This window comes from Henriciella sp. AS95 (genome assembly GCF_038900055.1).
Taxonomy (GTDB): Bacteria; Pseudomonadota; Alphaproteobacteria; order Caulobacterales; family Hyphomonadaceae; genus Henriciella.
This window is the reverse complement of the sequence record NZ_JBBMQM010000001.1, coordinates 1,078,263-1,090,689: the sequence shown is the minus strand read 5'-3', so window position 1 is coordinate 1,090,689 and position 12,427 is coordinate 1,078,263. Positions and strand designations below refer to the sequence as shown.

At 59.5% G+C, this 12,427-nt stretch carries 10 protein-coding genes; 1 reads left to right on the top strand and 9 read right to left on the bottom strand.

The annotated features are described in order from the left end of the window. Window positions 1-76: 76 nt before the first annotated feature. From WNY37_RS05435 to WNY37_RS05395, 9 genes are all read right to left on the bottom strand, one after another. Window positions 77-1,261, bottom strand: coding sequence for a glycine C-acetyltransferase (locus tag WNY37_RS05435; RefSeq protein WP_342972449.1), 1,185 nt, complete (start codon window positions 1,259-1,261; stop codon window positions 77-79). A gap of 13 nt (window positions 1,262-1,274) precedes the next feature. Beyond that, entirely contained in the window at window positions 1,275-2,024 is a 750-nt protein-coding gene (locus WNY37_RS05430; protein WP_342972448.1) for an enoyl-CoA hydratase/isomerase family protein, read from the bottom strand. Beyond that, window positions 2,021-3,610, bottom strand: a complete 1,590-nt coding sequence (locus WNY37_RS05425; protein WP_342974871.1) for a class I adenylate-forming enzyme family protein — start codon at window positions 3,608-3,610, stop codon at window positions 2,021-2,023. The genes WNY37_RS05430 and WNY37_RS05425 overlap by 4 nt, the downstream gene beginning before the upstream one ends. Beyond that, a complete protein-coding gene (locus WNY37_RS05420; protein WP_342972447.1) occupies window positions 3,594-4,472 on the bottom strand; it encodes a bile acid:sodium symporter family protein in 879 nt (292 codons plus the stop codon). Before WNY37_RS05420 ends, WNY37_RS05425 begins: the two co-directional genes overlap by 17 nt. Then, complete coding sequence (locus tag WNY37_RS05415) at window positions 4,472-4,987, bottom strand: TRAP transporter small permease subunit (RefSeq protein WP_342972446.1); 516 nt, start codon at window positions 4,985-4,987, stop codon at window positions 4,472-4,474. The genes WNY37_RS05420 and WNY37_RS05415 overlap by 1 nt, the downstream gene beginning before the upstream one ends. After that, complete coding sequence (gene dctP / locus WNY37_RS05410) at window positions 4,984-5,982, bottom strand: TRAP transporter substrate-binding protein DctP (protein WP_342972445.1); 999 nt, start codon at window positions 5,980-5,982, stop codon at window positions 4,984-4,986. Before dctP ends, WNY37_RS05415 begins: the two co-directional genes overlap by 4 nt. Next, the gene (locus tag WNY37_RS05405; RefSeq protein WP_342972444.1) at window positions 5,982-7,259 is read right to left on the bottom strand and encodes a TRAP transporter large permease; all 1,278 of its coding nucleotides are present in this window, start codon (window positions 7,257-7,259) and stop codon (window positions 5,982-5,984) included. Before WNY37_RS05405 ends, dctP begins: the two co-directional genes overlap by 1 nt. 15 nt (window positions 7,260-7,274) lie before the next feature. Continuing rightward, the gene (locus tag WNY37_RS05400) at window positions 7,275-9,455 is read right to left on the bottom strand and encodes a TonB-dependent receptor (RefSeq protein ID WP_342972443.1); all 2,181 of its coding nucleotides are present in this window, start codon (window positions 9,453-9,455) and stop codon (window positions 7,275-7,277) included. Between the two features lie 151 nt (window positions 9,456-9,606). After that, entirely contained in the window at window positions 9,607-11,085 is a 1,479-nt protein-coding gene (locus WNY37_RS05395) for a M81 family metallopeptidase (RefSeq protein ID WP_342972442.1), read from the bottom strand. Between the two features lie 163 nt (window positions 11,086-11,248). On the opposite strand from WNY37_RS05395, the gene WNY37_RS05390 reads away from it, so the two are divergent. Beyond that, entirely contained in the window at window positions 11,249-12,409 is a 1,161-nt protein-coding gene (locus WNY37_RS05390) for a P1 family peptidase (protein WP_342972441.1), read from the top strand. Window positions 12,410-12,427 lie beyond the last annotated feature (18 nt).

The following is a 12,427-nucleotide window of genomic DNA, read 5'->3' as shown; positions in this document are numbered from 1 at the left end:
AGGGCCTGTTGGTCCGCGAAAAACGGAAACGGGTTCGCCTCCCTCACCTCTGTATCTTATCGTCTGCAGTCAGGCGCTAGATTTCGGCTTTTGCTGCAGCAAATGCGGCAATTGTCGTCTCCAGCTCCGCAGTCTCATGAGCGGCTGTTATCTGACAGCGGATGCGCGCCTTGCCTCGTGGCACAACCGGGTACGAGAAGGGCACTACATAGACGCCGCGCTCTACGAGCGCATGGGCCAGCCGAACAGCACGCTTGGCATCATAAAGCATGACTGGAATGATTGGATGGCTACCTGGGATCAGATCGAATCCGGCATCCGTCAGACCGTCGCGAAACAACTGCATGTTCCGGGTAAGCTTGGCACGAAGGCCCGCGCCAGCGTCGGCTATCTCTACAGCTTTGACGGCGCCGGCAACCAGAGCCGGGCTAACGGTATTGGAAAAAAGATAGGGGCGAGACCGCTGGCGCAGCAACTCAACCACCTGCTTGCGCCCGGAGGTAAAGCCACCGCTTGCGCCTCCAAGCGCCTTGCCGAGCGTTCCGGTGACGATGTCGACACGGTGCATGCATTCACAGGCTTCTGCTGTTCCCCTACCCGTCGGGCCGACAATGCCGGTGGCATGGCTATCATCGACATGGACCAGTGCGCCATATTGCTCGGCGAGGTCGCAGATCTCTTTCAGATTGGCGAGCAGCCCATCCATGGAAAAAACCCCATCGGTAGTGATCATGATAAACCTCGCGCCACCCCGCTTTGCGGCCTTGAGCTGGGCTTCCAGGTCATCCATGTCATTGTTGCGATAGCGAAAGCGGCGCGCCTTGCAGAGCCGGATCCCATCAATGATCGACGCATGGTTTAGCTCATCGGATATGATCGCATCCCGGTCGTCCAGCAACGTCTCGAACAGTCCGCCATTCGCGTCATAGCAGGACGGATAAAGGATCGTATCCTCCGTGCCCAGGAAGTACGTGATCGATTCTTCCAGCTGTTTGTGGATGGTCTGAGTTCCGCAAATAAAGCGGACGGATGCCATGCCATAGCCCCAGTCATCCAGCCCCTGTTTCGCGGCCTCCCGGATCTCAGGATGCTGTGCAAGACCTAGATAGTTGTTTGAACACAGATTGATCAGACTCTGGCCCGTCTGGACCGGAACAGCCGCGCCCTGCGGACCGGTAATCATCAATTCGTGCTTGTAGAAACCCTCCGAACGAATGTCGTCCAGCTGAGCGTTCAGGCTTTCAAGGAATGTTTCGGTCATGGGTGTCACCCGATCAGGAGTTTTGGGGAGCGATGCGCACTTTCTCAACCGCCTCCAGCGCGCGCGTGAGCGTGGCGGTTTCTTCCTTGAGCGCCGCTTCGATCACCGACCGACCCGTTTCAGTGTAGACGCGCTTCACCGCCTTCAGCAGATCCGGCGCCAGGGCGAGCAGGTCCGAGGCTACGGTCTCGACCATGGCCGCCGCTTTACCGGCTTCCGCCAGATGGGAAGCGAGCCCCATACGCTCCATGTCTTCGCCCGTTACCTTTTCCCCGGACGTGAAGAGTCGCATGGCCTTGGGATGACCGATCCGCTCAGGCAAGAGCGTCGTGACGGCCCCGCTCATGAACAGGCCAAGACCGATTTCCGGGAAGAACCCGCCTGCTGTGCGTTCAACAATCGCGAGATCGGCATTGAGGACCCAGGACAGCCCCCCGCCGATCGCCCATCCCTGAACACAGACGAGGTAGATCTTGTCGCTGAACATCATCGACCGTGTAATGTCCTGCAACCGGGCGACCAGATGGGCCGGTTCGACCTCGATTTCCGCTCCGGAACTGAGCTCCTTCAAATCATCACCGGCACAGAAGGCTCGTCCCGTCCCGGACAGAAGAACGATCCGGACATCCGGCAAGCTGTTGACGTGGTCGAGCGTATCAGCGAGCTCTTCAAGCAGCTCATTGTTGATCGCATTCAGCACGTCGGGGCGGTTGAGTGTCACGCGGGCAAGCGGACCATCGATTTCGTGGAGCACGGCACTCATGACTGCACCTCGTCGCTATGGGTGAAGGCCTTCTCGGCATCGTTTTTCAGGGCGACCTTATCGACCTTGCCGATTGCGAGCAGCGGCAACGCCTCGCGTATCCTGAACGTTTTGGGAATCTTGTAATTGGCAAGTTGCCGGCCACAGACGTCACGCAGGCATTCTTGCGTCAGGGCGCCGTCCCGATCAGGTTGCACATAAGCCACGCCGGACTCACCGAACACCGGATGAGGGGCCGCAACAACCGCCGCGACGCTCACGCCCGGAATCGCCTCCAGGACCTGCTCGATCTCTCGCGGATAGACATTGTAGCCACCTGACTTGAACATGTCGGTCTTGCGCCCTGTGAGCCGCAAGAGGCCGTCTTCGCCCCACTTGCCGACATCTCCCGTATGCAGGAAGCCCTCCTGGTCGATTGTCGCTGCCGTCGCTTCGGGACGGTTGAGATATCCCAGCATCAATCGGTCGCTGCGCACCTGTATCTCGCCATCGCGATCCGCGCCCAGCACCTCTCCGGCCTCGTCGACAATCCGGATGTCGCAATCAGGAGCAGCCTCGCCGACCGTTTCAGACAATTCGCGCGCACTGGCGTCAGGTCTCGTATAGCAGACATTGCTCGTCGCCTCTGTCATCCCGTAGGCATTGAGAAGGCGCGGGGCGAGCGTCTGGAGGCGCTCAACGAGGGGAACAGGTGCAACACCGCCGCTCCAGAAGATGAGTTCGAGGGAGCTGAGGTCATGGCGCCCAAAAGCTTCGCTTTCCAGCGATTGCTGGAGCTGGACAGGCACCTGCCCCCAGACGGTCAGCTTCCTGCTTTCAATTGCCTCAAGCGATCCCGCCGGATCGAACCGGTCCATGAAGTGGATCAAGCCGCCGGCGATCAGGGCGTGAGATGACACATCGCCAACACTACCAATATGGTTGATCGGAAGATTATTCAGTATCCGGACATTTTCGACGCCTGCCACACGGTACTGCGTGAAAAAGCTGCCGACCATGCCGCCTTGGGACAGCATCGCCCCCTTTGGCTTCCCGGTGCTGCCGGACGTGTACACGATCAGAGCTGGTCTCTCTGGCATGACGGCATCGATGGCCTTGGCCAGTGTCTCGCTACCGGTCGCGCTGCCTTGCGCGAGGAAGCGGTCGAAGGATTCAGCCTGATCAATAACAACGAGGCTTTCCCGACCGATTCCTAGTTCGGACAGGTCTGCGCAGAAGTCGCGTTCGCCCATACCTTCGATACTGAAGACGAGTTTTGGATCAGAGTCGTCCAGGATATGAGCAAGTTCACGCTGGGTCGCGCGAGGGTTCAGACCGAGCCAGATCGCCCCGATCCTTGCCGTCGCCAGGAAGAGAATGAAGAACTCGGCCCGCGGCGGAGATAGGGTTGCGACGACATCGTCGGCCTTTATCCCCCGCGCCAGCAACGCCGCGCTGACGGCGTCTACTCGTTCGGCAAACCGTGCATAGCTATATTCGCCGCCAACCCCGGAGAGCGCCTCCGCATCCGGCGTCTGAGCCGCATAATAGGCGGGATAATCGCTGATGCGGCTCAGCCGCGGCGGGAGATCAGGTGGAGGATGCATCACTTGGTTCACTTCCTTGAAATCGGGCAAGGCCGACAATCATGCTGCCGACGAACAATCCCACGAGGGAGTTCAGCATCAGCGGCAGCACCATTTCCGGCGTTTTGAGCAGGGTAAGGGCGATGAAGATGCCAAGCCCCTCCTGCTTGATGGCATGTTCGAGGGTCAGAGCCCGGCGTTCGGCCGCGCGGGCGCGCGCCAGAAAACCAATCACCGTCCCCAGCAGAACCGAAACCAGGTTGAGCAGAATGACGGGCACCGCTGTGACCTTCAGGGCGGCGAAGAAAGTTTCGCGTTCCGAGACGATGATGGACAGGAACACCGACACAATCAGGACGCCGGCGAAATTCTTGAGTGGGTCAGCAATACGCTGCGCGAGACGGGGCCTGACCCGATTGATGACCATCCCGACGGCGACAGGCAGAATGGTCAGAAGCATTATTCTCAGCATCGTCTCGCCGACAGGCAGGACAATCGTGCGGGCTTCGCCCAGAAATCGCGACAGGGCAAACTCGACAATCACGGGCATGGTGAAGATCACGAAGAAGCTTGCCAGCGCTGTCAGGCTCACGGAAAGAGCGAGGTTGCCGCGCGCGTAGTAGGTGAGCAGGTTGGAGAACGTGCCCCCCGGACAGGCCCCGACCAGAACGAGTCCGACTGCCAGAACCGGCGGCAAGCCAAACAGGGATGCAATTACAAAAGCCATGCATGGCAGGAGTATGAGCAGGCTGACCAGACCGCCCAGCACTGGCGCTGGCCGCGAGACGAAACGTCCGAAGTCTTCGGCTTTGAGAGAAAGCCCCATGCCCAGCATGATCAGCGCAAGGGCCCCCGGAAGGATGAAATCGGATACAATGGCCATCAGATTGGCACGGCCTCCTTATCGGTAACGGTGCCAGCCACGAGCTGGACCGCCGCATGAAACAGAACCAGCAGGCAAAACACCGGCACAACCATCATGACCAGAGCAAGATTGAGCCCCAGCGCCTCGGTATGACGCAGCGAGGCCCGTGAAAGCATACCTGCCGAATGATAGAGAAGCGTGCCTGCAAAGATGCCGACAAACAAGAAACGCGCAATTCGTGCTCCGCGCTTTTGCGCCGTTGGCGCGTTCGACCCGACCTTGATCAGAGCGGGATCAACGCCCTGATAGAAGGCGCAGCTTGCAGCCAGAAGCGCGCTCCAGACCATGCAGTAGCGGGCCGCCTCCTCTGTCCAGGCCGGAGCATCCTGAAAGATGTACCGGGCAACGACCTGCACGACGACGAGCCCAACCATCAGGCAAAGCAGGACGGATGCCAGCATGAGCGCAGCGGTGTTCGCCCGTGCGCTCGCCCGTCGCAGATGGCGGCTAGAGATTGGGACGGACGTACTCATTCCGCGACCTTTCCCGCAAGCGCTTCTGCTTTTTTGATCAGGCCAGCAGGCGCATATTCCGGATAGGCCGCGCGGGCACGGGTCTTGAATTGCTCCCGATCTTCCGCGCCCGGTACTATCGCCTCGATGCCCATTGCGGCCAGCGATTCAAGATCATTCGCCTGCCGCTCAACTGTCCACACCCGGTTCGCCCGGTGCCCGGCCCGGAAGGCTTTTTCAAGCAGAGCACGTTCGTCGGACGTCAGGCGCTCAAGCCAGCGCGCAGAGGCGACGATTAACCGGTGCGCGGGGGCAATCCGCAGGTCCGTAAAGTACCGCAGATAGGTCCCGTGACCGAACAGGACCGGAGCGAGCGGCGGGTTCAGATAACCGTCGGCGATCCCGGTTTGGAGGGCCTGCGCCGTTTCCTCCCAGGCGACCTGCACCCCTTCGGCCCCAAAGGCCCGGATCAGGACGAGGTCGCGGCGGTCCATGGCGCGGAGGCGAAGGCGCCGCATATCTTCCAGGCTGTGGACCGGTTGGCGAGTCGTGAAAATTCCGCTCATCCCGCCGAGAAAGGTTGCATCGATCAGCACAAGGCCAGCGCGCCCCAATTCTTCGTTCACGTCATGCAGGAACTCTGGATCAGATATGAGGCGGTCGAAATGGGCAAGGTCGTCAAAGAGAAAGGGAAGCTGCGCCGTCAAATAGATGTCACTGAAGGCCGTCACCTCGGAAATGCCCGCGTCATTGAGGTGCAATAGACCGAGACCCACCAGCTCACTCCGGTCTTCCTCGCGCCCCAGCGCTGCATTTGAGCTGAGAAGAAAGTCCATACCGTCCTGGCGCAGCAGGTTGAGGCAGGCCTCCATCCAGATCCATACGCCATTCGCATCAGGATTGGCACCGCCGGCAAGACAGGCGCGCAGCCGCCCAGCCGATTGTTCTCCAGAACAGGCCGCCAGAAAACTGCCGCCCGCCCCCATCAGAAACATGCGTCGATCGACACTGAGCATCACAACAGTCCCAGCGCCCGCGGCAGCGCCAGTGTCAGCTCCGGGACGTAAAGCAACAGCCCGAGCACCGCGAACTCGATCAGGATGAAGGGCAGCAGAGCCCGCATCAGCTGCCAGTAGGATTCGCGAGTGGCGGCTGACACAACAAGCACAACGCCTCCGAGAGGCGGGGTGATCAGGCCAAGCGTGATGGTGAAGCACACCACAACGCCCAGGTGCACGGGGTCGGCGCCTAACGGATAGGCCGCAGGCACCAGAATTGGCGCAAGCAGGACCAAGGCGATCTGTGTGTCGAGCAGCATGCCGACAAGAATGAAGACCCCGGTCAGTACGCCGAGATATTGAACAAGCCCGAAATTGCTATCGATAAGCCAGGTCGAGATTGCCTCAGGCGCACCGATCACGCCGGCCAGATAGTTCAGGCTCGCTGCGGCGAACATGATCGCGAAAATGGCGCCCGTGAAAATAGCGGCGCTCTCTACCGACGATCTCAACATAGACCAGCTAAGCGCCCGCCCCAGACCGATGACACCGAGGGAAACCACAACGGCGATTGCAGCGGCCTCTGTCGGGGTGACGATACCAAAGACAATTCCGCAAAGGATGACGACCGGCAATGCCAATGCCGGGCCGGCTTTCAGCAACGTGCTGGCGACTGGCGGTCGGCTTCCCATGGCCGGGTGGTTCTGAATGTGCGCAAATATGCCGTTCGCGACCAGCAACGCCACGCTCAGCAGCAAGCCCGGCACAATGGCCGCAGCAAACAGCGCGGCGATGTCCACATTCATGATCGCACCATAGAAGATCATGATGATGCTGGGCGGAATCAGCGGGCCGATAATCGAAGACGCCGCCGTGATCGCCCCGGCATAAACGCCGGAGTATCCCTCCTCCTTCATCGCCGGAACCAGGGTCGAAGACAGGGCGGCTGCGTCCGCCATGGCTGAGCCGGAAACCCCGGCGAAGAAAACGCTGCTGGCAACATTCACATGGCCAAGACCGCCGCGCGCCGACCCGACAAAGAGCGACGCAAGACTGATCAGCGACCGCGTGATGCCGCCCCGGTTCATCAGCTCGCCGACCAGGATGAAGAGCGGCATTGCCATCAATGCGAACACGTCGAGCTGGGAGAAGGCCCTGCGCGGCAAAGCCTGCAGGAACTCCCCCATACCCATCGCGTAAAAGCTGATGATGCCTGCCGCCCCCATGATATAGGCCAGCCCGACTGCCAGACAGGACGTGGCAGTTAGAACAGCAAGGGCGGAAAGGCGGTTCATCTTGATGTCGACGGCCTAGAACTTGCCGCGAAGCTCGACACCAACCGTGCGAGGCGCACCGAGCGACTGGATCTGCTGGCCTGGAATGATAACGCCGGCGCTGCGGCCGACCGCATATGTTTCATCCGTGAGGTTCCGCCCCCAGAGTGTGACGCTCCAACTGTCGTCGGCTGCCGCCACACCGATTCTCGCATTCACCAGCGTGACGGCATCCTGCGTGTAGTCCGGGTTGTTTGAGGCATTAAAGAAGACCTCGCTGCGATAATTGGCATCACCGTGCAGGGTGAAATCGAGCGCCGATGTAAGCGGATGGCGATAGTTGCCAGCCAGAGAGGCCGAATGCTCAGGCGCTTCCGGCAGCGTATTCCCGCTATAGTCCGCGCCGGCGGACGTGGCGTTCTCGAAATCGGAATACTCGCCGTTCAGATAGCCGTAAGATGCCGTCAGGACGAGGTCATCGATCGGCATCCAGTTTCCTTCCAGCTCAATTCCCCAGCTCTCGGCTTCAGCAGCGTTCGACGTTGTGAAGGTCGGCACCCCGCCGACATTGATAAGCTGGTTCACCTGAAGGTCGGTGTAGTCGAGGAAAAAGACGGCTGCGGCGCCATACAATTTGCCGTTCGCGAACGACGACTTTGCGCCCAGCTCATAGCTGTTCACGAATTCAGGGCTATACTCGGCCGAATCCGTTGGCGAAATCGAGAAGACATTGAAACCCCCGGATTTGTAGCCCCGTGAATAGGAGGCATAGACCAGTCCGTCATCACCGACATTCCAGTTCAGGCTGAGCGATGGCGTCCACTCATCATCCTCTCTGGATTGCTTCGACTCCGGCAGGGTTTGCAGAAGCGCCCCGAACGGATCGCCGATGGATGAATGGGTGACTTCCTTTTCGTCATGGGCGGCACGCAAGGCTGCCGAGATCCCCAGCGCTTCGTTGAAGTAATAATTAGCCTGCCCGAAAATCGCATAGGATGTCGTTTCCAGATCGGCGAAGATATCGATGGGCGTCTCCTCAGCATAGACACCGAGATCCGGACCGATGACAGCATTCGAAATCGCCGAGAGCTCTTCCTTCAGGAAATAGGCGCCCACGATATAGTCAAACGTATCCCCCGGCGCGGAGGTATAACGCAATTCCTGGGAGAACTGGTTCTGCTCTTCGGTAATGCCCGAGCGAAGCTGGTTCAAAAAGGTAAAGTCGTTATCGCTGGCATTGTACCATTGATAATCCCGGTAAGCGGTCAGCGAGGTCAGCTTGCCAGTTCCGATAGACCAGTCGGCCTGTAGCGAGGTGCCCCAGAGATCACGGTTCTGCACAGGGTCGAAATCATTGGAGATGCGAAAGTCTTCCGGATCGTCATCGGCTAGAGGTGAGCCAGAGAGCGCGCCATTATTGAGCACTTCCGACCCGCCAAGGTTCGTACGGTCCTCCGCCACATCGCCGCGCCAAATCAGCTGCAGGTTGTCGACTGGATCGAGAACCAGCGCAAACCGCATTGATGTGCCGTCGAGATCGTTGAGATCCGACCCGGTGAAGGTGTTCTCGGTGAAGCCTTCGCGGCGCTGGGAGGATGCCGACACGCGGGCTTTCACCTTGTCGCTGAAGACGAGGTCGGCCGCGCCGAACAAAGTGAGCGCTTCATAATCGCCAAGGCTCAGAACACCTTCCGCGCCGCTCTTGTCTCCTGGCAATTTCGAGATGAGATTGACGGCGCCCGCGATTGTGTTCTTGCCATAAAGCGCGCCTTGCGGCCCCCGCACAACCTCGACCCGTTCGAGGTCATAGAGATTGGTGTTTATGGTCGTCGGGCGGCTTTGATAAATGCCATCCACAAACACGCCTACGCCTTGATCTACACCCGGATTGTTGGGATTCGAGGCAACGCCGCGGATGGTGATTGTCGTGGTCCGCAGTGAGTTGTTCGTATTGAGATAAACGTTCGGGAATGAGGTCGAGAGATCGTCGAGACGGGTCACCCCTGCCGCCTCCAGCGTTTCCGCCGATACGGCGCTCACTGCAGCCGGCACATCCAGAATGGATTGTTCGCGCTTCTGCGTCGTGACTGTGACGGTATCCAGTGTCTTTGCATCTTCGGCATGGGCGCTTCCGATCAACGCGGCCGAGACCACGGACAGTCCACCATATTTCAATATGGCCCGCGCCTTTGATTTATTTCTGCTCACCTCAGTCATGACTGCTCCCATTCCAATAAGCCCCAGGCATCAGCTGCTGCCCACAGTGGGGAATGCAGGCCTGCAATCGCTCTTTATTTAATTTTGAGGTCATGTTCAACTTTTTTATGACGACGGAGCCGAAAGGCGGGTCGCCGACAAGTTTTCAGGCTTACAGCGCTTCTGGTGCTCGAATGATAATCGGCGGCAACGGATCGAACGGCCAGAGCGGGCGGCGTATGCGCCGGAAAGGCAGACCTGGCAGATCCGGATTCATTTCCGCAGGAGAACCGACTTCCAGGATCTGGTGGCTGAAATCCGAAAAGGCCGCACGAAAATGCGCCGAGGATTTGATGACCAGTATCCTGAGCTTGCGCGGATCGACGCCGAGCACCGAAAACAGGGATGGCGACAGAGCCTGCCGGCGCTCACCGCCGACAACGATCACGCCAAAGTCGGCCTCAAGCAGAGCCAGCGGACCGGACGACGGCCCGCCAACCGCTCCCTGTCCATCCTTGCCATCCCCATCCGACAATGCTGCTACACGGAAGGTCGCCTTCAAAGGGGCACCTGAAAACGGGGACAGCTTGCCGCCGAGCGAAAATGGGCCCCGCCCACCCAGACCAAGTTCTTGCGCCCTAGCGAGAGATTGAGGATCGTTCAGCAGAGCCAGACCAATTCCTCGTACATTTGCGTCAATCAAGGCCTGTAACAGATGCGTCGCATCTCCACTCGCGCCACCACCCGGATTGTCGGAAACATCAGCGAGAATGAACCTCTCTTCAGGATGGCTCACCACCGTATCGACAGCATCAGCGACCGGCATGGTCGATATAACGGCCTGCTCAAAGATTGCTCGAAATCGCTCTGCGCCCTCTTCTGCGACATCCGCTGAGAGTCTTTCATTGTCAGCATAGACAAGCACTTTCGCCCCGGCATCGGGGCTGTCGCTCCACGGAAAGCTCTGGATAAGGGACACAGACACAATGCCTGGCCGGGATTCAGCCTCTTTCATCCAGCGGACGAATCCGGCCATGGGCTCACTGACGGTCGGAAACCCGCCGATCAATCCGAGCTCTGCAACGCGGCAGACCGGCCGCCGACCGGTCGCCACCATGTTCGCACTCGCATCGTAAAGTTCCCCTGCCCGCACCATGACATCGGTATGAGGATATTCCTTATAGGCATGGAGCAGATCGCTGGATGTGATCATCTTCTGGCTCAGAACGGCGTGTGGATCGATGAGCACCCCTATGACGGTATAATTGCCGACAATTGCCCGCACAGCGTCGATGAGGTCGCCTTCGCAATCTATTGTTTCTTCGGCGACCATTGCGCCATGCAGGTCCAGCAAGACCATATCGACCGGCAGGGCTTGCCTCAGATCCTGCAACAGGGTCTCTTTCAGGTCCGCATAGACTGACTGCTCTACCGCACCACCTGGCACCGCATAGGCAATGATGCCGCGCGCCAGATAATCACCCCTCTCCTGGGCCGCGGCCAGGAAGCCTGCATAGCCGGGGTGCAGCCCCGGATCGACGTGGACAGCATGTGCTCGCGTGACGTCCCCGTTCAGAAAGTCGCGTTCGCCTGTGGGCCGGGCCACGAACGTATTGGTCTCAGTCCGGATACCACCGATGAAAACGCGCATGCTCACCCCTCAACAAAGGTCGACATAAAATTATTGATATTGAATTCAATTTCATTTATTTCCTCTCGGGACATTGCTCAACCCCCTTTTTAGGGCAGGGTGCGTTTGTTGAGCCGGCCGTCCCGCAACCGGTTCGAACGCACGCAATCAACAAGGAACGACCATGCGACCAGGCTTTTCACTCACCAGACTGACGCTATCGAGCATTCTTGGAGCGCTCGCGCTCGCCGGAACGGCAGCCTGCCAGAGCAGCGCCGAGCGCGCACGCGACATTGGCATCACCTTCGACGGCACACCAGGCACTCTGAATGCGGTAACCGACGTGGCCGGCGTCGAAGTCGGCCACGTCACCCTGAATGAAGGCAACGCCCGCACGGGTGCTACGGTCGTCTTCCCGCTTGGCAAGGACGCAACAGAAGGGGTGGCCGCTGGCTACTTCGCCTTCAACGGCACTGGCGAACTTACAGGAACCCATTTCATCGAGGAATTCGGCGCCTTCTTCGGCCCCGTCACCCTGACCGGCACGCTTGGCGTCGGCGCCGCCCGGGACGGTGTCCTGCAATGGACAAAAGAGCACTTCGCCGGAAATGATGACGTGAAGTTTTCGCGTGTCCTGCCCGTCGTCGGAGAAACATATGATGGTGGACTGAACGACGCCTGGTCGTTTCCCCTGACACCGGCCCATGTCATCAAAGCGCTCAACGAAGCCCGTACCGGCCCTGTCGAGGAAGGGTCTGTTGGCGGCGGCACCGGCATGGTCGCGTATTATTTTAAGGGCGGCATCGGCACCGCTTCGAGGATTGCGAGCTATGGATCCGGTATGGACTTCACGGTTGGCGTTCTTGTTCAAGCCAATCACGGAGCCCGGGACCAACTGGTGATCGACGGCGTCGACATTGGAAAGATGATCACCGATCTTCAGCCACAGCGTGCGCCAAAGGCGGACACCGAACGCGACGGGTCGATCATCATCCTGATCGCGACCGATGCCCCGCTTCTTCCCAGCCAGCTTAAGCGCCTGGCGCGTCGCGCCGCCATCGGCATGGGCCGCACGGGTGGACAGGGCGACAGCCTGTCGGGGGACATTTTCCTGGCCTTCTCGACGAGCAACAAGGTTACGCTCGGCGGCGAGGGGCCCCTCACATATACCAGCATTCCGAACGAAGCCCTCGATCCGCTTTTCACAGCGGTCGTCGACGCCACGGAAGAAGCGATCATCAATGCCCTGGTCGCCGCTGAGGACATGCAAGGGGGCCGCGGCGGGCACGTCTACGAACTGCCGGAAGAGCGCGTGCGCGCCCTCCTGCAATCCAACGCAAACTAACCACTTCACCGGAGACCG

Excerpts from the sequence above, each read along its gene's own strand:
- WNY37_RS05435 (WP_342972449.1), bottom strand. The coding sequence starts at position 1,261 with ATGACCGAAACATTCCTTGAAAGCCTGAACGCTCAGCTGGACGACATT.
- WNY37_RS05430 (WP_342972448.1), bottom strand. The coding sequence starts at position 2,024 with ATGAGTGCCGTGCTCCACGAAATCGATGGTCCGCTTGCCCGCGTGACA.
- WNY37_RS05425 (WP_342974871.1), bottom strand. The coding sequence starts at position 3,610 with ATGCATCCTCCACCTGATCTCCCGCCGCGGCTGAGCCGCATCAGCGAT.
- WNY37_RS05420 (WP_342972447.1), bottom strand. The coding sequence starts at position 4,472 with ATGGCCATTGTATCCGATTTCATCCTTCCGGGGGCCCTTGCGCTGATC.
- WNY37_RS05415 (WP_342972446.1), bottom strand. The coding sequence starts at position 4,987 with ATGAGTACGTCCGTCCCAATCTCTAGCCGCCATCTGCGACGGGCGAGC.
- dctP (WP_342972445.1), bottom strand. The coding sequence starts at position 5,982 with ATGCTCAGTGTCGATCGACGCATGTTTCTGATGGGGGCGGGCGGCAGT.
- WNY37_RS05405 (WP_342972444.1), bottom strand. The coding sequence starts at position 7,259 with ATGAACCGCCTTTCCGCCCTTGCTGTTCTAACTGCCACGTCCTGTCTG.
- WNY37_RS05400 (WP_342972443.1), bottom strand. The coding sequence starts at position 9,455 with ATGACTGAGGTGAGCAGAAATAAATCAAAGGCGCGGGCCATATTGAAA.
- WNY37_RS05395 (WP_342972442.1), bottom strand. The coding sequence starts at position 11,085 with ATGCGCGTTTTCATCGGTGGTATCCGGACTGAGACCAATACGTTCGTG.
- WNY37_RS05390 (WP_342972441.1), top strand. The coding sequence starts at position 11,249 with ATGCGACCAGGCTTTTCACTCACCAGACTGACGCTATCGAGCATTCTT.